At 71.8% G+C, this 24,659-nt stretch carries 25 protein-coding genes, 1 tRNA gene and 1 pseudogene; 9 read left to right on the top strand and 18 right to left on the bottom strand.

Features of this window, described 5'->3' with window-relative positions; all coding sequences use genetic code 11:
• Positions 1-4: 4 nt before the first annotated feature.
• The 3 genes from ACIGG8_RS24095 to ACIGG8_RS24085 form a co-directional block, all read right to left on the bottom strand.
• Positions 5-1,186 (bottom strand): winged helix DNA-binding domain-containing protein, encoded by a 1,182-nt coding sequence (locus tag ACIGG8_RS24095; protein ID WP_396550588.1) that lies wholly within the window; start codon positions 1,184-1,186, stop codon positions 5-7.
• 254 nt (positions 1,187-1,440) lie between these two features.
• Positions 1,441-1,743: a GroES family chaperonin gene (locus ACIGG8_RS24090; RefSeq protein ID WP_396550623.1), complete on the bottom strand. Its 303-nt coding sequence runs from the start codon at positions 1,741-1,743 to the stop codon at positions 1,441-1,443.
• 189 nt (positions 1,744-1,932) lie between these two features.
• Entirely contained in the window at positions 1,933-2,274 is a 342-nt protein-coding gene (locus ACIGG8_RS24085) for a DUF3618 domain-containing protein (RefSeq protein WP_350521820.1), read from the bottom strand.
• A 173-nt stretch (positions 2,275-2,447) separates the two neighbouring features.
• Between ACIGG8_RS24085 and bcp the strand changes: the two genes are divergently transcribed.
• Complete coding sequence (bcp, locus tag ACIGG8_RS24080) at positions 2,448-2,921, top strand: thioredoxin-dependent thiol peroxidase (protein WP_350521819.1); 474 nt, start codon at positions 2,448-2,450, stop codon at positions 2,919-2,921.
• A 110-nt stretch (positions 2,922-3,031) separates the two neighbouring features.
• Here the strand turns inward: bcp and ACIGG8_RS24075 are convergent, their stop codons facing one another.
• Positions 3,032-5,500 carry a chitinase C-terminal domain-containing protein gene (locus ACIGG8_RS24075; RefSeq protein WP_396550586.1) on the bottom strand — a complete coding sequence of 823 codons (2,469 nt, stop codon included), beginning with the start codon at positions 5,498-5,500 and terminating at the stop codon, positions 3,032-3,034.
• 264 nt (positions 5,501-5,764) lie between these two features.
• Between ACIGG8_RS24075 and ACIGG8_RS24070 the strand changes: the two genes are divergently transcribed.
• Together ACIGG8_RS24070 and ACIGG8_RS24065 are read left to right on the top strand one after the other, a co-directional pair.
• Positions 5,765-6,412 (top strand): hypothetical protein, encoded by a 648-nt coding sequence (locus ACIGG8_RS24070; RefSeq protein WP_396550584.1) that lies wholly within the window; start codon positions 5,765-5,767, stop codon positions 6,410-6,412.
• A gap of 12 nt (positions 6,413-6,424) precedes the next feature.
• Positions 6,425-6,508 (top strand) — tRNA-Leu (locus ACIGG8_RS24065).
• 80 nt (positions 6,509-6,588) lie between these two features.
• On the opposite strand, the gene rdgB is transcribed toward ACIGG8_RS24065, so the two are convergent.
• The 4 genes from rdgB to ACIGG8_RS24045 all read right to left on the bottom strand — a co-directional run bounded on the left by rdgB (position 6,589) and on the right by ACIGG8_RS24045 (position 8,999).
• Entirely contained in the window at positions 6,589-7,194 is a 606-nt protein-coding gene (gene rdgB, locus ACIGG8_RS24060) for an RdgB/HAM1 family non-canonical purine NTP pyrophosphatase (RefSeq protein WP_350521817.1), read from the bottom strand.
• 31 nt (positions 7,195-7,225) lie between these two features.
• Entirely contained in the window at positions 7,226-7,615 is a 390-nt protein-coding gene (locus ACIGG8_RS24055) for a hypothetical protein (protein WP_350521816.1), read from the bottom strand.
• Between the two features lie 257 nt (positions 7,616-7,872).
• On the bottom strand, positions 7,873-8,598 hold the full coding sequence (gene rph / locus ACIGG8_RS24050; protein WP_350521815.1) for a ribonuclease PH: 726 nt from the start codon (positions 8,596-8,598) through the stop codon (positions 7,873-7,875).
• Between the two features lie 167 nt (positions 8,599-8,765).
• Positions 8,766-8,999, bottom strand: a complete 234-nt coding sequence (locus ACIGG8_RS24045; RefSeq protein ID WP_030060521.1) for a glucose PTS transporter subunit EIIB — start codon at positions 8,997-8,999, stop codon at positions 8,766-8,768.
• 405 nt (positions 9,000-9,404) lie between these two features.
• On the opposite strand from ACIGG8_RS24045, the gene ACIGG8_RS24040 reads away from it, so the two are divergent.
• The 3 genes and pseudogenes from ACIGG8_RS24040 to ACIGG8_RS24030 form a co-directional block, all read left to right on the top strand.
• Entirely contained in the window at positions 9,405-10,694 is a 1,290-nt protein-coding gene (locus ACIGG8_RS24040; RefSeq protein ID WP_396550582.1) for a PTS transporter subunit EIIC, read from the top strand.
• Positions 10,695-11,228: 534 nt separating this feature from the next.
• Positions 11,229-12,506 (top strand): PTS transporter subunit EIIC, encoded by a 1,278-nt coding sequence (locus ACIGG8_RS24035; RefSeq protein ID WP_350521813.1) that lies wholly within the window; start codon positions 11,229-11,231, stop codon positions 12,504-12,506.
• 386 nt (positions 12,507-12,892) lie between these two features.
• Positions 12,893-14,010, top strand: a pseudogene (locus ACIGG8_RS24030) (LLM class flavin-dependent oxidoreductase); the annotation flags it as partial.
• A 28-nt stretch (positions 14,011-14,038) separates the two neighbouring features.
• Here ACIGG8_RS24030 and ACIGG8_RS24025 read toward each other — a convergent pair.
• Together ACIGG8_RS24025 and ACIGG8_RS24020 are read right to left on the bottom strand one after the other, a co-directional pair.
• Complete coding sequence (locus ACIGG8_RS24025; RefSeq protein ID WP_396550581.1) at positions 14,039-14,785, bottom strand: MBL fold metallo-hydrolase; 747 nt, start codon at positions 14,783-14,785, stop codon at positions 14,039-14,041.
• Between the two features lie 208 nt (positions 14,786-14,993).
• On the bottom strand, positions 14,994-15,185 hold the full coding sequence (locus tag ACIGG8_RS24020; RefSeq protein WP_350521811.1) for a MerR family transcriptional regulator: 192 nt from the start codon (positions 15,183-15,185) through the stop codon (positions 14,994-14,996).
• A gap of 260 nt (positions 15,186-15,445) precedes the next feature.
• Here ACIGG8_RS24020 and ACIGG8_RS24015 point away from each other — a divergent pair, with 260 nt between their 5' ends.
• Positions 15,446-15,907: a type II toxin-antitoxin system PemK/MazF family toxin gene (locus tag ACIGG8_RS24015; RefSeq protein WP_396550580.1), complete on the top strand. Its 462-nt coding sequence runs from the start codon at positions 15,446-15,448 to the stop codon at positions 15,905-15,907.
• 25 nt (positions 15,908-15,932) lie between these two features.
• Here the strand turns inward: ACIGG8_RS24015 and ACIGG8_RS24010 are convergent, their stop codons facing one another.
• The 7 genes from ACIGG8_RS24010 to clpS form a co-directional block, all read right to left on the bottom strand.
• Positions 15,933-16,901, bottom strand: coding sequence for a PLP-dependent cysteine synthase family protein (locus ACIGG8_RS24010; RefSeq protein WP_189919141.1), 969 nt, complete (start codon positions 16,899-16,901; stop codon positions 15,933-15,935).
• 88 nt (positions 16,902-16,989) lie between these two features.
• Positions 16,990-17,268, bottom strand: coding sequence for a MoaD/ThiS family protein (locus tag ACIGG8_RS24005; RefSeq protein WP_030242903.1), 279 nt, complete (start codon positions 17,266-17,268; stop codon positions 16,990-16,992).
• Between the two features lie 120 nt (positions 17,269-17,388).
• Positions 17,389-17,508 carry a putative leader peptide gene (locus ACIGG8_RS24000; protein WP_317621128.1) on the bottom strand — a complete coding sequence of 40 codons (120 nt, stop codon included), beginning with the start codon at positions 17,506-17,508 and terminating at the stop codon, positions 17,389-17,391.
• Between the two features lie 138 nt (positions 17,509-17,646).
• Positions 17,647-18,078 carry a Mov34/MPN/PAD-1 family protein gene (locus tag ACIGG8_RS23995; protein WP_396550578.1) on the bottom strand — a complete coding sequence of 144 codons (432 nt, stop codon included), beginning with the start codon at positions 18,076-18,078 and terminating at the stop codon, positions 17,647-17,649.
• 159 nt (positions 18,079-18,237) lie between these two features.
• Entirely contained in the window at positions 18,238-19,692 is a 1,455-nt protein-coding gene (locus ACIGG8_RS23990) for an amino acid permease (RefSeq protein WP_396550577.1), read from the bottom strand.
• A 299-nt stretch (positions 19,693-19,991) separates the two neighbouring features.
• Complete coding sequence (locus ACIGG8_RS23985) at positions 19,992-20,564, bottom strand: DUF2017 domain-containing protein (RefSeq protein ID WP_396550575.1); 573 nt, start codon at positions 20,562-20,564, stop codon at positions 19,992-19,994.
• A gap of 91 nt (positions 20,565-20,655) precedes the next feature.
• Positions 20,656-20,949 carry an ATP-dependent Clp protease adapter ClpS gene (gene clpS, locus ACIGG8_RS23980; RefSeq protein ID WP_350521807.1) on the bottom strand — a complete coding sequence of 98 codons (294 nt, stop codon included), beginning with the start codon at positions 20,947-20,949 and terminating at the stop codon, positions 20,656-20,658.
• Between the two features lie 140 nt (positions 20,950-21,089).
• Here clpS and ACIGG8_RS23975 point away from each other — a divergent pair, with 140 nt between their 5' ends.
• Entirely contained in the window at positions 21,090-22,424 is a 1,335-nt protein-coding gene (locus ACIGG8_RS23975) for a nicotinate phosphoribosyltransferase (RefSeq protein ID WP_350521806.1), read from the top strand.
• Positions 22,425-22,854: 430 nt separating this feature from the next.
• Complete coding sequence (locus ACIGG8_RS23970; protein ID WP_350521805.1) at positions 22,855-23,445, top strand: isochorismatase family protein; 591 nt, start codon at positions 22,855-22,857, stop codon at positions 23,443-23,445.
• 28 nt (positions 23,446-23,473) lie between these two features.
• Here the strand turns inward: ACIGG8_RS23970 and ACIGG8_RS23965 are convergent, their stop codons facing one another.
• Positions 23,474-24,478, bottom strand: coding sequence for a hypothetical protein (locus ACIGG8_RS23965; protein ID WP_396550572.1), 1,005 nt, complete (start codon positions 24,476-24,478; stop codon positions 23,474-23,476).
• Positions 24,479-24,659 lie beyond the last annotated feature (181 nt).

Here is a 24,659-nt window from a genome sequence, read left to right as displayed (position 1 = left end):
CGGACTACCGCCCCGCCACCAACTCCCGCTCCACCGGCGTCCGGAACCGCGGCGTCACCCGCACCTCCCCCAACCAGCCCGCCAACCGCTCCGCCTCCGCCGCGACCGCCCGCTCCGCCTCAACCCCGACATCCCGGAACAACCGCCACACCAGCTCACCGTCCGCCCGCTGCGCCCAGCCGCCCACCACCTCGCCGCACCACCACACCGTCGGCCCGGCGTTCCCCGCCCGGTCGAACAGCGACGGCACGTCCTCCGGCCGCAGGTACCAGTCCCGCCCCCGCCAACCCATCACCGCCGGGTCCAGCGCGGGCAACAGCGCCGCCCACGGCTCCGGCTCCGTCACCGGGGCGTCATCGCCCGGCAGCACCAGCCCGGCCGCACCGCCCGCCAGCTCCACGTCCCGCGCACCGACGTCCGCCAGCGCCTTGCGGACGTCCCCCAACGTCCAGCCCGTCCACCACTTCACGTCCTCGACCGTCGCCGGACCGTACGCCGCCAGCCAGCGGCGCACCACCTCCGCCTTCGCCTCCCGCACCGCCACGTCCGGCCACTGCGGCACCAGCGCCCACGGATAGCTGCTGCTCAACCAGGAACCGCGCGGGCGGCAGCGGCGCACGTGCCCGTCCGAGGCCAGCAACCGCAGCAGCCGGCTGCCCACGCTCTGCTTCGCCTCGTACGCCTTGCCCGCCGACATCAGCATCGTCTCGCGCAACTGCGGCACGTCCTCGCCGAGTTCCTTCGTCGTCGCCTCACCCCGCGCCGCGAGCGCGGCCAGCACCTCGCGCTCCGTCACCGCCAGCCGCGCCTCGTCCCAGCCCTCCGCGTGGTCCCGCAGGTGCTTCAGCAGCGTCGCCCGCTCCTTCGCCGCGATCGCCCGCGCCGCCGCCGAACTCACGTACGGGGCGAAGCCCTCCGTCACCGCGAAGATCGTCCGCCGCATCGACAGCAGCTTCACCAGCGAGACGTCCTCGTACAGCGCCCGGTCCACCTCCGCCGCCGAAGGCTCGACCAACCGCGCGCACGCCGACAGGTACACCGTGGCCGCGTCCGTCGCGTGCAACCCGACCACCGCGTCGGCCACGTCCTCCACCCGCGCCACCCGCACCGAGGGCGCCAACAACTGCCGCCGGCCCAACCGGGCCCGACGCTCCCCGTCACCCATCACCGGCACACGCGTCGTCATGCCGGGACCCTAACGCCTACCACCGACACAACCGGTCCGGCGCTCCCGGCCGCCGCCTCCGCCGCCGGCCCCGCGAACCCCGCGAGCAACGGCGCCGTCCGCCCCTGCCGCCCACGCCGGACAGACCCGGTGAGTCACGGCCGGTCGGCCGAAGCCCCTCGCACCGGGACGGCGGGCGCCCAGCGGGCCGGCCGGAACCGGTCCCGCAGCCGCCGACCGATCACAGGTGGAGACCGATCACAGGTACCGCCCGATCACAGGTACAGCCCGGTCGAACCCTCGGCGTCACCGAACCGCGCGGCCGCGACCGCGTGCAGGTCGCGCTCGCGCAGCAGCACGTAGGTGGCGCCGCGGACCTCGACCTCCAGCTTGTCCTCCGGGTCGTACAGCACCCGGTCACCCGGCTCCACCGCGCGCACGCTCTGGCCCACCGCGACCGCCTCGGCCCAGGTGCAGCGCTTGGACAGCTCCGCCGTCGCCGGGATCAGGATGCCGCCGGTCGAGCGGCGCTCGCCCTCGGCTCCCTCGATGCGCACCAGCACGCGGTCGTGCAGCATCCGGATCGGCAGCTTCTCGCCCAGCCGGTCGTGCCGGGCGGCCTCGTGCCGGTGGTCGGAGTGGGTCTCGTCGTTCGTGCTCACGATCCCGAAGGTACCGCCCCCGGGCGCGGAGCGTGACGCCGGCCCGGCACACGGAAGGCCGGGCGCGCACCGCGCCCGGCCTCCACCCGCGTTCCGCGGTCCGCGTCAGCCCTTGCGGCGCTTGCGCGACGAGGCGACCAGCAGCACCAGGCCCACCCCGACCAGCGCCGCCGGAACGATCCGCTCCCGGCGCGGCTGCCCCTTCTCGTCCACGAACTGCGCCTTGACCTTGTCCACCATGCCGCTGGCGGCCACGTACGCCCGGCCGGCCCGCTCCTCGACGGCGGCCGCCGCCTTGGCCTTGACCTGCGCGGAGATCGTGCTCGGGTGAACGCGCACGGCCAGCTCGTCCAGGGTCGTCGCCAGCCGGTCGCGGGCGCTCGCGATGTCCGCCTCGATCTGGGCGGTCGTCCGCGCCGACTTGTCCTGCGTGCTCGCCTCGCCCACTCGGGCCACCCCATTCACTTGCCGATGTCGATCCGTGCGATCGGTTGCGCTCTGTGCGACTGACCCAGTGTGTCAGCTGCCGCGCACGGTCGCGCGGCCCCACCCACCATCGGGGGTAAGTTTGCCGTGGTACGACCGCCCGCCCCAGCAGCACGCACCAGGAGAGTCCACCCATGACTGAGCGTCTCCAGCCCGGCGACACCGCGCCCGCCTTCAGCCTGTCCGACGCCGACGGCAACCAGGTCTCCCTCGCCGACCACGCGGGCCGCAAGGTCGTCGTCTACTTCTACCCCAAGGCGCTCACGCCGGGATGCACCAAGCAGGCCTGCGACTTCACCGACAACCTGGAGGTCTTCGCGGGCGCCGGCTACGACGTCATCGGCATCTCGCCGGACCAGCCGGAGAAGCTCGGCAAGTTCCGCGAGACCGAGAACCTCAAGGTCACCCTGCTCTCCGACCCGGACAACAAGGTCCTGGAGGCGTACGGCGCCTACGGCGAGAAGCAGAACTACGGCCGCACCTACCAGGGCGTGATCCGCTCCACGGTCATCGTCGACGAGCAGGGCAAGGTCGAGCGCGCGCTCTACAACGTCAAGGCCACCGGCCACGTCGCCAAGCTGCTGCGCGACCTCAAGATCGAGGCCTGAACCGGGCCGGCCGGGAACGCCCGGCAGGCCCGGAACGCAGCGGTGGCGGCACACCCCCCGACCGGGTGCACCGCCACCGCCGTCCCTCACCTCGGCGGACCGCTGTCGGCTCAGCAGGTCCCGAGGTCGCTCCAGACTCCCCACGCACCGCTCGCCGCGGGGTCGTCGCCCTTGGTCCACCACTTGTTCTGGTAGTAGTGGCCCTTCCAGGACACCTTGGTGGGCGTCGCGTAGGTGGTGCCCGCGTCCCAGCCCGGCGCACCCGCGCAACCGGCCGGCGGCGTCGTCGGCGGGGTGGTGGGCGGGGTGGTCGGCGGGGTCGTGGGAGGCGTCGTCGGCGGGGTCGTGGGAGGCGTCGTCGGCGGGGTCGTGGGAGGCGTCGTCGGCGGGGTCGTGCCGCCGTCCGTCGCACCGCGGGTCAGGTCACCCTTGATCCCGTACAGCGTGCCGCCCACGTTGACCGTCCAGTTCGACGGCGTGGACACCGGCAGGTAGTAGACGACGTCCATGTCCACCGACGCGCCCGGCGCGAGCGACTGCCAGCCCGGCAGCTTGACCGACACCCGGTTGTAGGTGCCCTTCAGCCCGCCCACGTTGCCCGGGCCCGGGTTGTCCTGCCTGATCACCTGCAGCCCGAAGCCGGACTGGTCCTTGGCGTTGCCCGGGGCCGAGTTGGCGTAGTCGAACTGGAACTCGGTGCCGCCCGGCAGGGTCAGCGTCGAGTTGTTGACGATGTGCAGCTTCGGGTTGATCGGGTAGTTCGAGTCGCCCAGCGCGAAGTTGGTGAACGACACGTCGACCGGCAGGGTCTGCTGCGGCAGCGCGACCGTCGAACGGGTCGCACCGTACGGGGCCGCCGACTTGAACTTGTCGTACATCAGCGAGGTCAGCGTCGAACCGGGCACGTACTCGCCCTTGCCGCCGTTCGCGGTGGCGTCCCACCGGTAGTCGCCCGCGAGCTCCCAGATCATCGCGCCGCCCGCGCCCTGGTTGACGATGTAGTCCGCCTTGGCGCCCACCGACTGCTCGTCCTCGGTGGAGAGGAACACCTTCTTGGTGTCGTTCCACAGCCACGGCGCCACCAGCGAGGAGCTGTAGTTGCGGGCGTAGGTGCCCTGCAGCGCGGTGTCCGTCACGCCGTACTTGGCGAGGTAGTCGGGCAGGATGCCCTTCTCCAGGTTCTTGGCGTGCCACATCGGGTTCGACCCGGCCGGGGACTCCTTGCCCGCGTCGTCCTTGTCGTTCCAGATGTTGTCGATGCCGACCGCGCCGTCACCGCACGTGGTCAGACCGGAGCCGACCGGGCAGGTGGTCGCGGACGCCGTGCCCCAGAGGCCGTTGGTGCCGCCCTGGACGTTCTTGAAACCGCGGGTGTAGTACGGCAGGCCGACGTTGATCCGCCCGCCGGGCATCGCCCCGCGGAAGTAGTGGTACGACCAGTCGGCGTTCAGGTAGCCGATCCCGCCGTACTGCCCGGTGCCGTAGACGTTGGCCGCCGCCAGCTCGCCGTCCTTGCCGTCGTCGAACAGCGAGGCGTTCGGCCCGACGTACTTGTTCCAGGCGCCGTGCAGGTCGTACGACATGATGTTGACGTAGTCCAGGTACTGCGCCACCTGGAAGGTCTCCATGCCGCGCAGCAGGTAGCCGGACGACGGCGCCGCGACCGACAGCAGGTAGTGCTTCCCGTCGGCGGCACCGGCCTTGTCCAGGCTCTCCCGCAGCGTCTTCATCAGCGCCGCGTAGCCCTTGGCGAGCGAACCGCGCTTGGAGTTGGCGAGCTGCCAGTCCAGCGGGTTGCCGGCGTCCTTCATCGAGGTCGGGTACTCGTAGTCGACGTCGACGCCGTTGAAGCCGTACTTGCGGATGAAGTCGACGGACGACGCGGCGAAGGTGTCGATGCCCGCCTGGTTGACGCTGCCGTCCGGGTTGACGGTCATCGAGTAGAAGCCGCCGGAGTCCACCCGCTTGCCGTCGTCCCCGAAGTAGCCGCCCGTCTCGGTCCAACCGCCCACCGAGATCAGGGTCTTGACGTTCGGGTACTGCTTCTTGAACTTCGTCAGCAGGTTGAAGTGGCCCTTGTACGGCAGCGTCGGGTCCAGCTCGGCACCGGGCACGCCCGGGAAGGAGATCCCGGTGGCCTCGTTCGTCGGGCCGTCCGCGCCGACCGACAGCCTGTTGTCGCCGCCGACGTGCCCGAAGGCGTAGTTGAGGTGGGTGACCTTGTCCCAGGGGACGTCGCTCACCAGGTACGGCTGGTCGCCGTTCTTGCCGGTGCGCCAACCGGTGAAGTACCCGATGATGCGGCGCTGGTGGTCCGCACCCATCTTCTCGCGCCCGCCGGTGTCGTAGACGGAGCAGTACGGGACGTCCACCCCGGGGGTCCGGTACAGCCCGTCCGGACGACAGGCCGCGTTGTCGACGGCCGCCGACGCCTGCGAGGGCGCCGCACCCAGCGTCGCCATCAGCAGCCCGACCAGGGACGCCGCGGCCAACGAGGCCACGCCCGCCCGGCGCACCGGACTCTTGTGACGGCGGGTGGCGGCGGTGGGACGCCGCTCCGCCGTGCTTCGGATCAACACTCGGTCCTCCAGGAGAGAGTGTCGGCGCGTGCCTGTGGGGGAGCACGCACGTGGGGGATTGCAATTGGCGCAGAAGCTATGTGGTCTGAACCACATAGGTCAATAGGTCTGTACCAATTGGTAATCAGCAGTCAAACATCACAGGTCGGAGCGCCCGACAACCGGTCAGCCGATGGCCGAAACCCGCCCCACCCGTAACCGAACCGCCCGCCGCTCGTTCACACACACGGGAAGAAGGGGTCCACCAGCTCGAAGGGGACTCCCATGTCGGTCAAGTACACCCGCGAACTGCTCGCCTCGCTCGCCGCGGAGTCCAGCAGCGTCAACGAGATGATGCGCAGACTCGGCGTGCCGATGGCGGGCGGCACGCACAGCTACCTGAGCAGGCGGTTCCGCGACTGCGGCATCGACACCTCGCACTTCACCGAAGGCTGTCGCGCTTACAGGCAGCGTCCGTACTCGAAGGAACTGCTGGCCGAGGCCGCAGCCGCCGCGACCACGCTCGACGAGATGCTGATCGCCCTCGATCGGAAGCCGAACGAGTACAACCGAAAGTACCTGCGGCAGCGGATCAAGGCGTACGGCATCGATACCACGCACTTCCCTGCGCCAGGGACCGTCTACACGAAGGAGTTGCTCCAGGAGGCCGTCGCCGCGTGCCACAGCGTGGCGGGAGTTGTGCGCCACCTCCACAAACGCCAGGCAGGCGGCACCCAGGCCCACATCGGCCGCCGGATCAAGGCGCTCGGAATCGACACCTCTCACTTCACCGGGCAGGCTCACCGGCCGGACAATCTCCGCCTGCTCTGCCCGAACTGTCACGCCGTCACCGACACGTATTGCGGACGAAACAAGAACAAGCGCTCGGCACCGCCTGAAATCGCGGTGTTCCCACCGGAAGCGAGGCCCTAGACTAGAGGCCACGCGGCCTTGGCGGAGCTGGCAGTCGCGCCGGACTTAGGATCCGGTGGGGGAAACCCCGTGAGGGTTCGAGTCCCTCAGGCCGCACTAGCCTTTCACCTAAGATTCGACGGCCCGTCCCCGAGAGTGATCTCGGGGACGGGCCCTTGTCGTTTTCACATCTGCCGTCAGCCGACGAGGTCCTTCACCACCGGTGCCAGGGCCCTGAAGGCCTGGCCGCGGTGGCTGATGGCGTTCTTCTCGTCCGCGGTGAGCTCCGCGCAGGTGCGGGTCTCGCCGAGGGGCTGGAGGATCGGGTCGTAGCCGAAGCCGCCGTCGCCGGCCGGGGTGGTGCGGAGGGTGCCGAGGAGGCGGCCCTCGACGACGCGCTCGGTGCCGTCGGGGAGGGCGAGGGCGGCGGCGCAGAAGAAGTGGGCGCCGCGGTTCGGCTCGGCGATGTCGGAGAGCTGGGCGAGCAGCAGGTCGAGGTTGGCGCGGTCGTCGCCGTGCTTGCCGGCCCAGCGGGCGGAGAAGATGCCGGGTGCGCCGTTCAGCACGTCGACGCAGAGGCCGGAGTCGTCGGCGACGGCGGGCAGGCCGGTGGCGCGGGCCAGGGCGTGGGCCTTGAGCAGGGCGTTCTCGGCGAAGGTGACGCCGGTTTCGGGGACGTCCGGGATCTCGGGGTAGGCGTCGGCGCCGACGAGTTCGACGTCGAGGCCGGCGTCGCCGAGGATGGCGCGCAGCTCGGCGACCTTGTGCTGGTTGCGGGTGGCGAGGATCAGACGGGTGGACATATCGCCCACCCTACCGAGCGGCGGTGGTCCGTCAGCCGGTGCACGCCTTGGTGAGGTTGCCGGCGGCGTCGCCGAGCGGCTTGAGGTCGGGGACCTGGTTCTTGTCGGCAGCCTGCTGCACGTTGTCGACCTGCTTCTGCAGGTCCGTCACGGCCTTGGCGACGTCGGTGTTCTTGGAGTTCTTGCCGACCTGGTCGAGGTCGGTCTTGAGCTTCTGCAGCGCCTTCCCGGCGGCGGCCGAGTCGTTGCTGGCGTTGTCGTAGGCCTTGGTGACGTCGGCGATGTCACCGGTGATCCGTACGGCGGTGCTGCCGCAGTCGATCGCCTTCTGTGCGGCGGAGCAGCTCACCATGGAGAGCGGGAGGATCGCGATGAGTCCGGCCACGGCGAGGGCGGCGGGGCGGGCGATGCTGGACGGCATCCGGTCCTCCTGTGGGGCGCGGGTTCCGTGGTGGGGACGCGCGCCGGGGGGTGCGCGGTTCCCGCAGCGGGGGTGCTGCGGGAACCGTACGGGCTCGGGGCCCGGCCTGTACAGCAGGCTGTCCGGTGGGCCGTGTGGCGGGGTGTCGGTCCCGGGTCGCGGTTGTGGGGCCGCGCCGGTTCGGTCGGCCGACAGCCCCTCAGCCCGCCGGTGCCCGCTCCGCCCGGTCCGCCTGCCCCGGCGCGTGTCAGCGCGTGTCAGCCGCCGAGGGCCTTGCGCTGGATCTCGTCGAGCTCCGCGCAGCCGAGGCTGCCGAGGTCGAGGAGGCGGTCGAGCAGCTCGCGGTCGAAGGGTGCGCCTTCGGCGGTGCCCTGGACCTCGACGAAGCGACCGTCGGAGGTGCAGACGATGTTCATGTCGGTCTCGGCGCGCACGTCCTCCTCGTACTGGAGGTCGAGCATCGGGACGCCGTCGATGATGCCGACGCTGACGGCGCTGACGCCGCCGGTGATGGGCTGGCCCTTGGCACGCAGGAGCTTCTTGTCGCGGGCCCAGGCGACGGCGTCGACGAGGGCGACGTAGGCGCCGGTGATGGCGGCGGTGCGGGTGCCGCCGTCGGCCTGGAGGACGTCGCAGTCGAGGACGATGGTGTTCTCGGCGAGGGCGCGGTGGTCGACGACGGCGCGCAGCGAGCGGCCGATGAGGCGGCTGATCTCGTGGGTGCGGCCGCCGATGCGGCCCTTGACGGCTTCGCGGTCGCCGCGGGTGTTGGTGGCGCGGGGGAGCATGGAGTACTCGGCGGTGACCCAGCCTTCGCCGCTGCCCTTGCGCCAGCGGGGGACGCCTTCGGTGACGCTGGCGGTGCACAGCACCTTGGTGTCGCCGTAGGAGATGAGGACGGAGCCTTCGGCGTGCTTGCTCCAGCCCCGTTCGATGGTGATCGGGCGGAGCTGTTCGGGGGTGCGGCCGTCGATGCGTGACATAGGCACTGAGCGTAGTGGCTCGGGGTGGTGGTTCGGATGCGGCTCGGCCCGGTCGCGGGGGGGGGCTCGCGGGGTGTGTCTGGCGGGGTGTTCTCCCGGTAGCCCGCGGCCCGCCGTTCCCCTGGGCGGGGCGGCGGGCCGGGGCGGGTGAGCGCGGGTGGCTCAGCTCACATCATGTCCTCGATGTCGGCGGCGATCGGGTCGGCGTCGGTGCCGATGACGACCTGGATCGCGGTGCCCATCTTGACGACGCCGTGGGCGCCGGCGGCCTTGAGGGCGGCCTCGTCGACCAGGGAGGCGTCCTTGACCTCGGTGCGGAGTCGGGTGATGCAGCCCTCGACCTCTTCGATGTTGTCGATGCCGCCCAGACCCGCGACGATCTTCTCAGCCTTGCTGGCCATCTGCTCTCTCCCTCTGTCTCGGCTCGCCGGCGGCTCTGCCGGGTGCCGTCGTGCGTTGTGCTGTGGGGGTCGTTCCTCGGCCGGGTGCGGCGAGGTCCGTGCCGGCGGCTGACGCGGGGTCAGTCGTGGCCGTGCTGCCGGGCAGCGCGACCAGCATCACCCGTGCAGGTCCGGTTTGCCACGTTAGTCCACATTCGGCCCATTCCGGCGGGCAGGCCCCCGGCCGTCGCCCGAGGATGACGATCAGCGGGGCCGGCGTCCCGGAGTGCGGCCTGCGTCCCAAAGTGGTCTACACCAATATATGTGTACTCCGATGAACGCAGAACGGACCCCGGGTGTTCCCGGGCCCCACCCGAGGGTCCCGCAGGGGCCACCGGCCGGCAACTGCTTCCCGGAGGGCGAAGGATGAGTTCGGCAGGCGCCACCGCCCCGCAGACGACGTGGTGGCACACCGTCTACGGCGGCCTCCAGAAGATGGGCCGCTCACTGCAGCTGCCGGTGGCCGTGCTCCCCGCGGCGGGCATCCTCAACCGGCTCGGCCAGCCGGACGTGTTCGGCAAGGACGGCCTGGGCTGGGACAAGGTCGCCAAGGTCTTCGCCGCGGCCGGCGGCGCGCTGCTCGACTCCTCGCTCGGCCTGCCGATGCTGTTCTGCATCGGCGTGGCGATCGGCATGGCCAAGAAGGCGGACGGCTCGACGGCCCTGGCGGCCGTGGTCGGGTTCCTCGTCTACTACCAGGTCCTGCGGGCCTTCCCGGAGAAGTGCGCACCGCCGACCGTCCTGGTCAGCGACCAGTGCGTGGACTACACCTCGGCGAAGGCGGCCGCCGCGACCTACCAGAACCCGGGGGTGCTCGGCGGCATCCTGCTCGGCCTGATGTCGGCCTGGCTGTGGGTGCGGTTCCACCGCACCAGGCTGGTCGACTGGCTGGGCTTCTTCAACGGCCGCCGCCTGGTCCCGATGATCACCGCCCTGGTCGGCATGCTGCTCGCCGTCGTCGCGCTCTGGGTCTGGCCGCCGATCGGCCGCGGCCTGAACGACTTCTCGCAGGATCTGGCCGATCTCGGTGCGGGTGGTGCCGGCATCTTCGGCGTGGCGAACCGCGCGCTGCTGCTGATCGGCATGCACCAGTTGCTGAACACCTTCGTCTGGTTCCAGTTCGGTGAGTTCACCAAGCCCGACGGCATGATGGTGCACGGCGACATCCCGCGTTTCCTGGCGGGCGACCCGACGGCCGGCCAGTTCCTGTCCGGATTCTTCCCGATCATGATGTTCGCACTGCCCGCCGCCGCGCTCGCGATCGCGCACTCCGCCAAGCCGCACCGCCGCAAGGAGATCTACGGGCTGATGCTCTCGGTCGGCCTGACCTCCTTCGTCACCGGCGTCACCGAGCCGATCGAGTACTCCTTCGCCTACATCGCCCCGGCCCTGTTCGCCGTGCACGCCCTGCTGACCGGCGCCTCGATGGCGGTGACCTGGGGACTGGGGGTGCACGACGGGTTCAGCTTCTCGGCCGGCCTGATCGACTACGTGCTCAACTGGGGCCTGGCCACCAAGCCGTGGCTGATCATCCCGATCGGCCTGGCCTTCGCCGCCGTCTACTACGCCCTCTTCCGGTTCATCATCGTGAAATTCAACCTGAAAACCCCGGGCCGGGAGGACGAGGACCAAGTCGAGGACGTCACCAAGGCCTGATTCCCGCACCCTCCGGACATCTCCTGCGAAGGCCCTCGGACCGTACGGCCCGGGGGTCTTCGGCATTTCGGGAAAGGGTCGAATTCCCGGCCGGATAGCCGCCGGAAAGGCAATTCGGTCGCGGTCCGGCCGTGCCGGGCTCGCTTCGTACGGGGGTCCACCGCGCGCGGGGGTGCCACATCGTGCACGTCCGCGACGTCGCGGTCACTCTCAGCAGTCTCCGGGCGGGCCCCGGAGCGGCGGGATCGCCCCGGGACCGCCCCGGGCGTCCGCCTCGGCCGGGCCGCCGCAGGGGCGCGGCTCTTTTTGTTGCGCAAATAGCCAAAATCGCAATCCTGCCGCTAATCATGATCGTCGTTCCGCGACTAGGTTTCGATTTCATAGCGCTTCCCGGCGGCGGCGCTTTCCGGGGTTCCTTGCCTTGTCCGCCCGTGCTACAAAACTGGTCTACACCACCCGTGGTGTAGACCAGTTCGCGGTTCGGCCCCTGTGCCTTCCCCCGACCGACCGCCATGCCGTTAGGAACCCACCCCCATGAGTCAGTCTGCGCAGGCACCGGCGCCCGCCGCGGCTCCGGCCACGCCAAGCCCCGCCAAGAAGTTCGGCCAGAACCTCCTCCAGGGTCTGCAGAAGATCGGCCGCAGCCTCCAGCTGCCCATCGCGGTGCTCCCCGCCGCCGGCCTGCTGCTGCGACTCGGCCAGGACGACGTGTTCGGCAAGGACGGCCTCGGCTGGGACAAGGTCGCCTCGGTCTTCGCCACCGCCGGCAGCGGCGTCTTCGACAACCTGCCGCTGCTCTTCGCGGTGGGCATCGCGATCGGCTTCGCGAAGAAGGCGGACGGCTCCACCGCCCTCGCCGCGCTCGTCGGCTTCCTGGTGTACAAGAACGTGCTCACCGCGTTCCCGATCACCGAGGGCCACATCGCCGACGGCAAGTGGGTCGCCCCGACCTACCAGAACCCCGGGGTGCTCGGCGGCATCGTGATCGGCCTGCTGGCCGCCGTGCTGTGGCAGAAGTACCACCGCACCAGGCTGGTCGACTGGCTCGGCTTCTTCAACGGCCGCCGCCTGGTCCCGATCCTGATGGCCTTCGTCGGCACCGCCGTCGGTGTGCTGTTCGCCCTGACCTGGGGCCCGATCGGCGACGCCATCAAGAGCCTGAACGACTCCCTGATCGGCGCCGGCGCATTCGGTGCGGGCGCCTTCGGCCTGGTCAACCGCGGTCTGCTGCCGGTCGGCATGCACCAGTTCGTGAACTCCTTCGCCTGGTTCCAGACCGGTGACTTCACCAAGGCCGATGGCACCGTCGTGCACGGCGACCTGACCCGCTTCTTCGCCGGCGACCCGACCGCCGGACAGTTCATGTCGGGCTTCTACCCGATCATGATGTTCGCGCTGCCCGCCGCCGCGCTGGCCATCGCCCACTCCGCCAAGCCGCACCGCCGCAAGGCCATCACCGGCATGATGGTCTCGCTGGCCCTGACCTCCTTCGTCACCGGTGTCACCGAGCCGATCGAGTTCGCCTTCGTCTTCATCGCCCCGGCCCTGTACGTCATCCACGCGCTGCTCACCGCTGTCTCGATGGCCGTCACCTGGGCGCTCGGCGTGCACGACGGCTTCACCTTCTCCGGCGGCCTGATCGACTACCTGCTGGCCTGGAACAAGGCCACCGACCCGTGGATGATCATCCCGCTCGGCCTGGTCTTCGCCGCGCTGTACTACTTCCTCTTCCGCTTCGCGATCACCAAGTTCGACCTCAAGACCCCCGGTCGCGAGGACGACGACGAGATCGAGGACGTCACCAAGGCCTGACGCCCGCACCGCTCCGCCCGAAGGCCCCGCCCCGCCGCTGCTCCCCCAGCCGCGGGGCGGGGCCTTCGGCGTGCCTTGTCCGCTGCCCTCGACAGCCCCGGCTGCTTCGACGCCGGGCACTACGCCGCCCTCGCCGGCCTCGCCGAGCGGGCCGCCCTGGACTTCGTCACCCTCGACGACTCCTTCGCCGCCGAGCCGGGCCGACCCGACGCGCTCGCCGCACTCGCCCGGATCGCCCCGCTGACCGGCCGGATCGGACTGGTGCCGACCGTCACCACCACCCACACCGAGCCCTTCCACACCTCGATCTCGGTCAACACCCTCGACTGGGTGAGCCGCGGCCGGGCCGGCTGGCTGGTCGGCGTCTCCGCGACCGAGGCCGAGGCGAGGGCCTGCGACTGCGCGAGTCAAGGGCCGCATCCACGACCTGGACGTGGTCGGCCGCCCCGAGTCGATCACCGTGCTGAACGCGCTGGCCGCCGTCACCGAGCGGCTCGGGCTCGCCGCCACCGTCAACGCGACCTTCAACGAACCGTACGAACTGGCCCGCCGCTTCGCCTCGTTGGACCACCTCTCCGGCGGCCGCGCGGCCTGGAACGTGGTCACCTCCTCGGACGCCTTCACCGGCGAGAACTTCCGCCGCGGCGGCTACCTGGACCACGCCGACCGCTACACCCGGGCCGCCGAATTCGTCCGGCTGGCAAAGGAGTTCTGGGACGCCGAGGAGGAGGGCGTCCGGCACCGTGGCCCGCAGTTCGAGGTCGAGGGCCGGCTCTCGCTGCCGCGCCCGCCGCAGGGCCACCCGGTGGTGATCCAGGCCGGGGACTCCGAGGAGGGCCGGGAGTTCGCCGCCGCCACCGCCGACGTGGTCTTCACCAGGCACTCCACCCTCGCGGCCGGACAGGCCTTCCACGCGGACGTCAAGCGCCGGCTCGCCGCGTACGGGCGCGGGCCGGACGAGCTGAAGATCATGCCCGGGGCCACCTTCGTCCTGGGCGACACCGACGCCGACGCCGACGAACGCGCCGCCGAGGTCCGCCGGGTGCAGGTCGGCCCGCAGACCGCGATCGCCTTCCTGGAGCAGGTCTGGGGCGTGGACCTCTCCGACCACGACCCGGACGGACCGCTGCCGGACGTCGGCCCCGAGCCGGACAGCACGCTCGTCCAGGGCCGGGTCCGGTTCGGCGAGCCGAGGGCCGTCGCCGAACGGTGGCGGGCCGTCGCCGCGGAGAAGGGACTGACCACCCGCGAACTGGTCATCGAGGTGACCGACCGGCAGTCCTTCGTGGGCTCCCCCGCGACCGTCGCCGCGCAGATCGACCACTTCGTGCAGAACGACGCCGCCGACGGCTTCATCCTCGTCCCGCACCTCACCCCGGGCGGCCTGGACGAGTTCGTCGACCGGGTGGTGCCGCTGCTCCAGGAACGCGGGGTGTTCCGCGCCGACTACACCGGCCCGACCCTGCGGGACCACCTCGGGCTGCCTGTCCCCCGGCGGCCCTGAGGCCCGTCGTCGAGCCCCCGCCGGCCGGTCAGACCTCGTACACCGCGCCGGCGCGGGCGATCTCGACCGGGCCGGCGTAGGCGGCGGCCGCGTCGCGGCGGTTGTGCTCGGCGTCGGTCCACGGGGGGATGTGGGTGAGGACGAGCCGGCGGGCGCCGGCGGCGGTGGCGTGCTCGCCGGCTTCGCGGCCGTTGAGGTGGACGGCCCGGTAGGTGTCCCGACCGTCGATGTAGGCGGCCTCGCAGAGGAAGAGGTCGGTGTCGCGGGCCAGTTCGACGAGTTCGGTGCTCTCGCCGGTGTCACCGCTGTAGACGATCGAGCGGCCGCCGTGTCCGAGGCGGAAGGCGAAGGCGTCGACGGGGTGGTTGACCTGGGCGACGTCCACCCGGAACGGGCCCAGGTCGAAGCTGCCCGGCGTGAGGGTGCGGAACTCGAAGACCTCCTTCATGCCGGGGTTCTCCGGCATGTCGTAGGCGCGGGCGAGTCGCTCGGCGGTGCCGGCCGGGCCGTACACCGGGAGCGGGTCGGGGCAGCCCTCGGCGCGGTAGTTGCGGGCCACCCAGTACGCGCACAGGTCGATGCAGTGGTCGGCGTGCAGGTGGCTGAGCAGGACGGCGTCGACGTCGTAGAGGCCGGTGTACTTCTGCAGGGCGCCGAGGGCTCCGTTGCCGAGGTCGAGGACGACGCGGTAGCCCTCGGCCTCGACCAGGTAGCTGGAGCAGGGCGAGTCGGCGGACGGGAAGCTCCCCGAGCACCCCACCACGGTCAGTTTCATCCGAGCCCCTCCGCCCCGACACGTCCTGGCTGCTGCTGGAAAACGGCATGGAAAACGGCAGGCCGGGCCGGTGGACCGGCCGGTAGCACTGCATTGGTGTGTCGAGGGTAAGGGTGGAGCGGCACTTTGCCCCCGTCCCCGTGCCGGGCTGTGGCTGGAATCACCAGAACGCCGGGGACGGCGGCGGGAGGCGGGGGCGCGGGTGGGATCAGCGGTGCCGGGGGCGGTTGCGCGCCCAGGCGCGGATGGTGTCGGGGTACCAGCGCGGGTGGCCGCTGCCGTCGGTCGCGTCCGGGTCGGGCAGCAGTCCGTGCCTCCGGTAGCTGCGGACGGTGTCGGGCCGGACGCCGATGTGCCGGGCGATCTCGGCGTAGGACCACGGTTCGTCGTCGCGGCTCACGCGCGCCCCCCGACCGTTCTCCGGTCGGCCGTTCGCTCGTCGACCGTTCGCTCGGTTCGTTGACGTCGCTCACTCACGAGGCACCTCCGGGGCGGGGCGGGCGTTCGTGACGCAGCCTCCCCGGAGCGGGGCGGGCGTTCGGCGCAGAACGGGCACCGTGGCGGTTCCGTGACGAACCGGGAGCAACGCGGGGACAAATACTCAACTGTCACGGTCGGCACGGTGGTGGCGTCCGCCGTCGGCCCGGTACGGTTCGCCGCATGAACGGCATGACTGGTACCTGGGTCGTCCTGGCGCTGGCCGGCATCGCGCTGGTGGCGGCCGTCGCGGCGGTGCTGGCGCGGCGCACCCGCCCGGCCGCGCGCCCGGCGGGGCCGACCGGCCCGCGACCGCGCCCGAGCACCCGGGCGGCCCGCCCGGAGCCGCAGGAGATCTGGTGGGCGGAGGTGCCGTTCGAGGACGGCCCCGGCTCCAAGGACCGCCCGTGCCTGGTGCTGCGGGTGCACGGCCGGACGGCCACCATCGCGAAGATCACCAGCAAGCACCACGCCGAGCGACCGGGAGTACTGCCGCTGCCGCCCGGTTCGGTCGGCGACCGCCAGGGCCGGGCCAGCTGGCTGGAGACCGACGAGCTGCGCGAGGTGCCGCTGTCGGCGTTCCGCCGCCGGGCGGGCACGGTGGACCGGCAGGTGTGGGCCCGGGCGCAGAAGGTGCTGAACTAGCCTGAGCCGGAGCCGGGGCCGGGCCTCAGGCCCAGAGCTGGCCCTGCAGCGCCTCGACCGCCGCCTCGGTGGACTCGGCGGTGTAGATGCCGGTGGACAGGTACTTCCAGCCGCCGTCGGCGACCACGAAGACGATGTCCGCGCGCTCCCCCGCGGCGGCCGCCTTGCGGCCGACGCCGATCGCCGCGTGCAGGATGGCGCCGGTGGAGACGCCCGCGAAGATGCCCTCCTGCTGCAGGAGTTCACGCGTGCGGCGGACGGCGTCCGCGGAGCCGACGGAGAAGCGGGTGGTGAGCACCTCGGCGTCGTACAGCTCGGGGACGAACCCCTCGTCGAGGTTGCGCAGCCCGTACACCAGGTCGTCGTAGCGCGGTTCGGCGGCGACGATCTTCACGCCGGGGACCTTCTCGCGCAGGTAGCGGCCGACGCCCATCAGGGTGCCGGTGGTGCCGAGGCCGGCCACGAAGTGGGTGACGGTCGGCAGGTCGGCGAGGATCTCGGGGCCGGTGCCGGTGTAGTGGGCTCCCGCGTTGTCGGGGTTGCCGTACTGGTAGAGCATGACCCAGTCGGGGTGCTCGGCGGCGATCTCCTTGGCGATCCGGACGGCGGTGTTGGAGCCGCCGGCGGCCGGGGAGGGGATGATCTCGGCGCCCCACATGCGGAGCAGCTCGCGCCGTTCCTCGCTGGTGTTCTCGGGCATGACGCAGACCATCCGGTAGCCCTTGAGCTTGGCGGCCATGGCGAGCGAGATGCCGGTGTTGCCGCTGGTGGGCTCCAGGATGGTGCAGCCCGGGGTGAGCCGGCCGTCGGCCTCGGCGCGCTCGATCATGTGCAGCGCCGGGCGGTCCTTGATCGAGCCGGTCGGGTTGCGGTCCTCCAGCTTCGCCCAGAGGCTGACCAGGCCCTCGGTGTTGCCGGGAACGGCGGCGGACAGCCGCGGCAGGCGGACCAGCGGGGTGTTGCCGACGGCTTCGAGCGGACTGTCGTAACGCAAGGGAGGCCTCCGGCCACGGCGGTGAGGGTCACACGGCGGTGAGGGTCACGAGGGTGGTTCCCCCGCCGGCGGCGGGGGAACCGGGAGGTCAGCGGGCGCCGCCGGCCACGGCGGGCAGGATCGTGACGCTGTCACCGTCGGCGAGGGCGGTGGAGATGCCCTCCAGGAACCGCACGTCCTCGTCGTTCAGGTAGACGTTGACGAAGCGGCGCAGCTCGCCGCCCTCGACCAGGCGGGCGGCGATGCCCGGGTGCCGGGCGTCGAGGTCGGTGAAGAGTTCCCCGAGGTTGCTGCCGTTGCCCTCGACGGCCTTGGCGCCGTCGGTGTAGGTGCGGAGGATGGTCGGGATGCGGACCTCGATGGCCATGGGTGCGCTCCTGTGCGAGTCGTGGAGTGGGTGGGCCGCAGCGGGCGCGGCAGGGCGGACGGGTGCCCGGGGCTCGGCGCCGCCGCAGGGGTGGCGGGCCCGGGTGGGGTGCGGCGGCTCTCAGCGCGAGCGCGCGGGCGTGCCTGGACAGATCGCGCCGGCGTGCCGGCACAGGTCGATGTGCAGGCGCGCCACGAGGCGGGTGCCCGGGGCCTGGTTGCTCACATCGACGGAACGCATGGGCTCATCGTATAGATTCCCGGGCCCGCTTAGACATGCCCGTCTCGGGATCCGGATGTTCCCGTCCCCGGTGCTGAGACGGCGCGGGCCGCCGGCCGCTCGCCGGCGGTCGGCGGCCCGCGTCCGGGCTGGTGCCGGTCAGGCCTGGTACGTCTCGACGACCTGGACGTCTTCCTCTGTGATCTCGCCGTCCACGATGCGGAACGACCGGAACTGGTAGGGGTCGCCCTCCCCGTTGCCGTCCGCGGTGGAGACCAGGACGTAGTGGGCGAACGGCTCGGAGGCGTAACTCACGTCGGTGCGCGAGGGGTAGGCCTCGGTCGCGGTGTGCGAGTGGTAGACGATCACCGGCTCCTCGTCGCGGTCGTCCATCTCGCGGTAGAGCTTGAGCAGGTCGCCCGAGTCGAACTCGTAGAAGGTGGGCGAGCGGGCGGCGTTGAGCATCGGGATGAACCGCTCGGGCCGTCCGCTGCCGGCCGGTCCGGCGACCACGCCGCAGGCCTCGTCCGGGTGGTCGGCGCGGGCGTGGGCCACGATCCGGTCGCGGAGTTCTCGGGTGATGGTCAGCATGCGGTCAGGATAGCCACGCCCCGGCGGCCCCGAACGGGTGACCGGTCGCCGGGGCGTCCGAGGCGCGGTCGGCGGGCGTCCGCGGGGTGGCGACGGACACCGGGCCCACCCGGCGGGGGCGTCCGCGGGGTGGGCCCGGTGTCCGTACGAGGCGCGGGATCAGCCGCCGTTGGCGACCTGCGCGTGGTCGCGGCCGGCCTCCTGGGCGGGGCCGTCGACGGCCTGCGGGTCGCGGCGCCGCAGGAAGCGGTAGCCGACCACCAGCACCAGGGCCCAGCCCGGGAACACGTAGAGCGAGATCCGGTTGTCCTCGTCCAGGCCGATCAGGACCACGACCAGGGCGAGGAAGGCGAGCGCGGTCCAGCTGACCCAGGCGCCGCCGGGGGCCTTGAAGCTGGGCGCCGGCAGGCTGCCGGCCTGCCAGGCCCGGCGGTAGCGGATCTGGGAGATCAGGATCATCGCCCAGGTCCACAGGCCGCAGACCGTGGCGACCGAGGTGATGTACTCGAACGCCCGCGCCGGGACGAGGTAGTTGAGCACCACGCCGAGGCCCATCAGAAGGCTGGAGACGGTGATCGCGAAGGCCGGGGTGCGGCGGGAGTTGAGCTTGGTGAGCTGTCCCGGGGCCTGGCCGCGCAGGGCGAGGTCGCGCAGCATGCGGCCGGTGGAGTACATCCCGGAGTTGCAGGAGGAGAGCGCGGCGGTGAGCACCACGAAGTTGATGATGCCGGCCGCGGCCGGGATGCCGATCTTGCCGAAGGCGGCGACGAACGGGCTGACGCCGGGCTGGAACTCGGTCCACGGCACGAGCGAGAGGATGACGACCAGTGCGCCGATGTAGAACAGCGCGATGCGCCAGGGCAGGGTGTTGATGGCGCGCGGCAGGGTCTTCTCGGGGTTCTCGCTCTCGCCCGCGGTGACGCCGACGAGTTCGACGCCCAGGTAGGCGAACATGACGATCTGAAGGGTCATCACGGTGGCGCCGATGCCCTTGGGGAAGAAGCCGCCGTCCTGCCACAGGTGGGTGATCGACGCGGTGTCACCGGCCTTGCTGAAGCCGAGGGTGAGCACCCCGATGCCGATCAGGATCATGCCGATGATGGCGGTGACCTTGACCATGGAGAACCAGAACTCGATCTCGCCGAACAGCTTCACCGAGATCAGGTTGGCCGCGTAGAGGACGACCAGGAAGGTCAGCGCGCTGGCCCACTGGGGTATGCCGGGCGCCCAGAACTTCACGTACACGGCGGCGGCGGTGGTCTCCGCCATGCCCGTGACGACCCAGAACAGCCAGTACGTCCAGCCGGTCACGTAGCCGGCGAAGGGGCCGAGGAACTCCCGCGCGTACTCGGCGAAGCTGCCGGAGACCGGGCGGTAGGTGAGGAGTTCACCGAGGGCGCGCATGATCACGAAGATCACCACGCCGGCGACGGCGTAGGAGAGGATCAGGCTCGGGCCGGACTTGGAGATCGCGGTGCCGGCGCCGAGGAAGAGCCCGGTGCCGATCGCTCCGCCGATCGCGATCATCTGGATCTGGCGGCTGCCGAGTCCCCGCTCGTAGCCCTCCTCGTCCGGTTTGGTGTCGACCACGTGGTCGTACGGCTTCTCGGCCATGGTGCACCGTCCTGCTCGGTCTCGGGGGTGGAGAAGTCGTACCACGCACGATCCGGATAACGGTGTCCATCTGAGCGATATTTGAGCATGCCCTGGCAGGGTTTGCCCGATTTTGAAGGGAAAAGCCACGGCTGATCGTCCACATGCTGGACCGAACCTCCGGGGCCTGCCCGAAAGCGGGCAGGATCATCCCGGAAGTGCGAACGGGAGAGAGCCGCGACGCCCCGCGTACACGCGGGAACTCCCTTGGGTTCAGGCCCCGTTCACCCGACCGGGGCCGTCCGCCCGACCGGCGCCGCTCAGTCGGCCATCGCCTCCAGCAGCGACTCCTGCAGCGCGCCCAGCCACAGGTACGCCATCACCAGCGGCTTGCGCTCGTCGCCGTCCGGCAGCGCGTAGAGGCCCTCCTCGTCGTCCTCGGTGACCTCCAGCCGCACGCCGAGGGCCAGCCGCAGGTCGTTCAGCGCACCCAGCCAGCGCAGGACGTCGGGAGCGCCCAGCTTGAGCACCCCGGCGCCGCCGAGGCCGTCCAGCGCCCGGACGACGAACAGCGCGTCGTCCCGCTTGCGGGCCCGCAGGTCCAGCTCGGTGAAGCGGCGGAACTCCCCGGACGCGGCCCGGGCCTCCTCGTCGTCCGGCTTCTCCGGGTCCCGGTAGGCGTCCGGGAAGAAGCGGTTCAGCACCGGGTCGGCGGGTGCCTCGGTCGGGCCCTCGGCGAACAGCGCGGCCAACGGGTCGCCGCCCTCCCCGCCCGGGCCGGGGCCGATCAGCTCCAGCAACTGCACTTCCAACGAGCGGAGGATGGAGGCCTCCCACTCGTCCAGCGCGATCGCCGCGCCGCCACCGCCGGTGCCCTCGAACAACCCAGCCATCTCTATCGGTCAGCCCGTCTTCGTCGTCTTCGTGTCGTGCGGTCGGCGTTCGGCCGGTCGGCGCGCGGCCGCCCGGCCCGTCGGCCCGGCGTCAGTCGTGCTGCAGCGTCGCCCAGAGGCCGTAGCCGTGCATCGCCTGGACGTCGCGCTCCATCTCCTCGCGGGAACCACTGGAGACCACCGCCCGCCCCTTGGTGTGGACGTCCATCATCAGCTTCCTGGCCTTGTCCTTCGGGTAGCCGAAGTAGGCCTGGAACACGTACTGGACGTAGCTCATCAGGTTGACCGCGTCGTTGTGCACGATGGTCACCCAGGGCGTGTCCGGCTCTGTCACCGGCAGCCCCTCGACCTCAGGGCGCTCGATCTCTGCGGGCGCGACACTCACGCCGGGTCCTCCTCGCTGCACACTCGTCCGTTGGTCCTCAAGCCCCATGCTGCCATCCGGGGGACACCCGGGCGATTCCGACCCGGCTCACTCGGCGAGAAATCGTCACTCTGACGCTAAGTGGTAGTAGCATCATCCTCATGGACGCCACTTCAGTGCGCGCGGCCGGCTCGACCGCGCTGCTCACCGACCGCTACGAGCTCACCATGCTGCAGGCCGCCCTGCGCAGCGGGGCCGCGCACCGCCGCTCCGTCTTCGAGGTGTTCACCCGCCGCCTGCCGAACGGCCGCCGCTACGGCGTCATGGCCGGCACCGGCCGGGTACTCGACGCCGTCGAGAACTTCCGCTTCTCCAGCGCCCAGCTCGACTGGCTGTCCGGACAGGACGTGGTCGACGAGGACACCCTGCGCTTCCTCGCCGACTACCGCTTCCGCGGCGACATCCAGGGCTACCCCGAGGGTGAGGTCTACTTCCCCGGCTCGCCGCTGCTCACCGTCGAGGGCAGCTTCGCCGAGGCGGTGATCCTGGAGACGGTGATCCTGTCGATCCTCAACCACGACTCGGCGATCGCGGCCGCCGCCTCCCGGATGACCGCCGCCGCCGGCGGCCGCCCGGTGATCGAGATGGGTGCCCGCCGGGCCCACGAACACGCCGCCGTCGCCGCCGCCCGGGCCGCCTACGTGGCCGGGTTCGCCGCCACCTCCGACCTGGAGGCCGGCTTCACCCACGGCATCCCCACCACCGGCACCGCCGCGCACGCCTTCACCCTGGTGCACGACAGCGAGCGGGACGCCTTCCGCGCCCAGATCGCCTCGATGGGCAAGGGCACCACGCTGCTGGTCGACACCTTCGACCTGCACGAGGCCGTGCGCACCGCCGTCGAGGTCGCGGGCCCCGAGCTGGGCGCCGTCCGGATCGACTCCGGCGACCTCACCCTGCTGGCCCACCGGGTCCGCCGACAGCTGGACGAGCTGGGCGCCGGGAACACCCGGATCATCGTGACCTCGGACCTGGACGAGTACGCGATCGCCGCCCTGGCCGCCGCGCCGGTGGACGGCTACGGCGTCGGGACCAGCCTGGTCACCGGCAGCGGGCACCCGACCTGCGCGATGGTCTACAAGCTGGTCGCCCGCGCCGGGACGGACGGCGGTCCGCTCGTGCCGGTGGCCAAGCGCGCGGCCGGCGGCAAGACCAGCATCGGCGGCCGCAAGTGGGCCGCCCGTCGGCCCGACGCCGACGGCGTGGCCGAGGCCGAGGTGGTCGGCACCGGGCCCGTCCCGGACGAGCTGCGGCCGCACCTCGTGCAGGTGCCGCTGGTGCGGGCCGGCGAGACGGTCGGCCGGGAGCCGCTGAGCGCCGCGCGCGAGCGCCACGTCCGCGCCCGGGCCGCGCTGCCGCTGTCGGCCACCCAGCTCTCCAAGGGCGACCCGGTGCTGCCGACCGAGCTGCTCCTGCCGGCCGACGTGGTGCTCTGACGGGGCGCGGCCCCGACCGACGCACCCGTCCGACGCACCCGTCCGACGCACCCCGTCCGACGCCCCCCGTCCGACGCCCCCGTCCGACGCCCCCCGTCCGACGCCCCCGTCCGACGCCCCCCGTCCGACGCCCCCTCCGGCGACCGGACGTACCTCGTCCGGACGGACGGCCCGCCTGAGGACGGACGCGGACGCCCGCACGGGCGCCCGCACGGAGGCACCGGTCCGACCACCGGACCCGCCTCCGGTCCGGCCACCGGACGGGCCCCGGGGCTTCCGCCCCCGCGCGGCACTCCCTAGAGTCAGCCGTAGAGTTCCCCGGAGCTCCCCGAGAACCCCCCGAGCCCGCACCGCCGGGCCGAGTACTCCCGAGGGCTCCCCCACCGGGGCGCCGCCTCCCGCGGGCCCCCGACTTCCGAGGATGCGAGCCATGCACCGGGCACTGATCGTCGTCGACGTTCAGAACGACTTCTGCGAGGGCGGCAGCCTGGCCGTCGCCGGCGGCGCCGAGGTGGCCGCCGCCATCACCGACCTGATCGCCGAGTCCTCCCCCGGCTACCAGCACATCCTCGCCACCCGCGACCACCACATCGACCCGGGTGCGCACTTCTCCGCCGAGCCGGACTACGTCGACAGCTGGCCGCCGCACTGCGTGGCCGGCACCGAGGGCGTGGGCTTCCACCCCAACTTCGCGCCCTCCGTGATCTCCGGCGCGGTCGAGGCGGTCTTCGACAAGGGCGCCCACTCGGCGGCGTACAGCGGCTTCGAGGGGCTGGACGAGAACAACCGCGGTCCGGTGGAGTGGCTGCGCGAGCGGCAGGTCGACGCGGTCGACGTGGTGGGCATCGCCACCGACCACTGCGTCCGTGCGACGGCGCTGGACGCCGCCCGGGCGGGCTTCGCCACCCGCGTCCTGCTGGACCTCACCGCCGGGGTGGCTCCGGAGACCACCGCCGCCGCGCTGGAGGAGCTGCGGGCGGCCGGGGTCGAGCTGGTCGGCGCGCCGGTGGTCCGTTCCTGACGCACCCGGCGCCCGCGGCACCTCCGGTTCAGACCACCAGCAGCTCCACCACGTCCGTGCCGCCGGCCCGGTGGGCCTCGCGCAGCTCGCCGCCGACCGCGTCCGGGTCGGCGGCGAGCCGGGCGCCGGAGACGTACACCACCCGGATGCCCAGGTACTCCATCCGGTGCTGGCCGCCGCGCACCCAGGCGGCCTCGCCCTCGCTGACGCAGCGCAGGTCCGAGTCCACCTCCACCGCGACGCCGCGCTCGGGCCAGTAGAGGTCCGGGACGGCGATGTACGTACCGCCGCGCATCCGCAGCTCGGGGGCGTTCAGCGGGACCGGCAGCAGCCACTCGTCCACCAGGTGGCCGAGCCGCTCCAGCACCGAGTCCCGCTCGGCCGCGAGGAGTTCGTCCAGCGCGGCACGCACCCGGGGCTCGTCGGTCAGCCCGGACTCGATCAGCTCCACGGCCAACTCCCGCACCGTGCAGCCGTTCTCGCGACGGGAGACGGCCTCGCGCAGCACCTCGCGCACCGGCGCCGGGGCTCCCGGGACCGCCGTCCACTCGCCGAGCGCGTCGGCGACCGCCCGAGCCACCGGCGCGCAGGCCAGGCCGTGCACCGAGTGGGCCACCAACTCCCGCTCGGTGCGCCGGATCCGCACCTCGCCGACGTCCTTCAGCCGGCGCTGACGGGGGACCAGGACGTCCACCCCGGTCACCGCCGGCAGCCGCGGCACGGCCGCGAAGCCGTACAGCGCCAGCGCGGCCGCACCGGTGATGACCGCCCCCTCGCGACGACCCTCCTCACGGCCGTTCTGCGCGGCGTACAGCAGCGCGGCCCAGATCCGCTGCTCCGGGGTCGGCCCGTCGGACTGCAGCAGGTAGACCCGCGGCAGCATCCGCTGCCAGGGGCCGCCCCGACGGCAGTGCTCGGTGATGACGCGGGCCGGCACGCCCCGGGCGCGCAGCTGACTCGCGGTGACGACGTTCTGCTGACGCTTCGCCAGCTCCTCCAGCGACGGCGGAGGCGAGGGAATCCGGTAGCTCATGCCGACACCATCCCCAACCACCCCGACCCGCGACCGGGAGCCTGACGCACTGTTACGCAACCGTCGCTAAACCGGGATCAGCCCGCACTAAAGTCCTCATACCCTCACTCATTTGGAGTAATTGACGCCCAGCCGGTTGCCATATCTGATCGATAACGATCACCGACCTGGTCGCCTGACC

The sequence above is a fragment of the Kitasatospora sp. NPDC085464 genome (assembly GCF_044541955.1).
Lineage (GTDB): Bacteria > Actinomycetota > Actinomycetes > Streptomycetales > Streptomycetaceae > Kitasatospora.
The sequence above is the reverse complement of the archived record's forward strand: the minus strand, read 5'-3'. Positions and strand labels throughout refer to the sequence as shown.

What these genes read in the sequence shown, in the direction of transcription:
- ACIGG8_RS24040 (WP_396550582.1), top strand. Translation starts at nt 9,405, where the DNA reads ATGAGTTCGGCAGGCGCCACCGCCCCGCAGACGACGTGGTGGCACACC.
- ACIGG8_RS23975 (WP_350521806.1), top strand. Translation starts at nt 21,090, where the DNA reads ATGGACGCCACTTCAGTGCGCGCGGCCGGCTCGACCGCGCTGCTCACC.
- ACIGG8_RS24000 (WP_317621128.1), bottom strand. Translation starts at nt 17,508, where the DNA reads ATGCGTTCCGTCGATGTGAGCAACCAGGCCCCGGGCACCCGCCTCGTG.
- ACIGG8_RS24005 (WP_030242903.1), bottom strand. Translation starts at nt 17,268, where the DNA reads ATGGCCATCGAGGTCCGCATCCCGACCATCCTCCGCACCTACACCGAC.
- ACIGG8_RS24090 (WP_396550623.1), bottom strand. Translation starts at nt 1,743, where the DNA reads ATGCTGCACGACCGCGTGCTGGTGCGCATCGAGGGAGCCGAGGGCGAG.
- rph (WP_350521815.1), bottom strand. Translation starts at nt 8,598, where the DNA reads ATGTCACGCATCGACGGCCGCACCCCCGAACAGCTCCGCCCGATCACC.
- ACIGG8_RS24070 (WP_396550584.1), top strand. Translation starts at nt 5,765, where the DNA reads ATGTCGGTCAAGTACACCCGCGAACTGCTCGCCTCGCTCGCCGCGGAG.
- ACIGG8_RS24095 (WP_396550588.1), bottom strand. Translation starts at nt 1,186, where the DNA reads ATGACGACGCGTGTGCCGGTGATGGGTGACGGGGAGCGTCGGGCCCGG.
- ACIGG8_RS23990 (WP_396550577.1), bottom strand. Translation starts at nt 19,692, where the DNA reads ATGGCCGAGAAGCCGTACGACCACGTGGTCGACACCAAACCGGACGAG.
- ACIGG8_RS24045 (WP_030060521.1), bottom strand. Translation starts at nt 8,999, where the DNA reads ATGGCCAGCAAGGCTGAGAAGATCGTCGCGGGTCTGGGCGGCATCGAC.
- ACIGG8_RS24055 (WP_350521816.1), bottom strand. Translation starts at nt 7,615, where the DNA reads ATGCCGTCCAGCATCGCCCGCCCCGCCGCCCTCGCCGTGGCCGGACTC.
- ACIGG8_RS23970 (WP_350521805.1), top strand. Translation starts at nt 22,855, where the DNA reads ATGCACCGGGCACTGATCGTCGTCGACGTTCAGAACGACTTCTGCGAG.
- ACIGG8_RS23985 (WP_396550575.1), bottom strand. Translation starts at nt 20,564, where the DNA reads ATGGCTGGGTTGTTCGAGGGCACCGGCGGTGGCGGCGCGGCGATCGCG.
- ACIGG8_RS24025 (WP_396550581.1), bottom strand. Translation starts at nt 14,785, where the DNA reads ATGAAACTGACCGTGGTGGGGTGCTCGGGGAGCTTCCCGTCCGCCGAC.
- ACIGG8_RS24035 (WP_350521813.1), top strand. Translation starts at nt 11,229, where the DNA reads ATGAGTCAGTCTGCGCAGGCACCGGCGCCCGCCGCGGCTCCGGCCACG.
- bcp (WP_350521819.1), top strand. Translation starts at nt 2,448, where the DNA reads ATGACTGAGCGTCTCCAGCCCGGCGACACCGCGCCCGCCTTCAGCCTG.
- ACIGG8_RS23995 (WP_396550578.1), bottom strand. Translation starts at nt 18,078, where the DNA reads ATGCTGACCATCACCCGAGAACTCCGCGACCGGATCGTGGCCCACGCC.
- ACIGG8_RS24015 (WP_396550580.1), top strand. Translation starts at nt 15,446, where the DNA reads ATGAACGGCATGACTGGTACCTGGGTCGTCCTGGCGCTGGCCGGCATC.
- ACIGG8_RS23965 (WP_396550572.1), bottom strand. Translation starts at nt 24,478, where the DNA reads ATGAGCTACCGGATTCCCTCGCCTCCGCCGTCGCTGGAGGAGCTGGCG.
- rdgB (WP_350521817.1), bottom strand. Translation starts at nt 7,194, where the DNA reads ATGTCCACCCGTCTGATCCTCGCCACCCGCAACCAGCACAAGGTCGCC.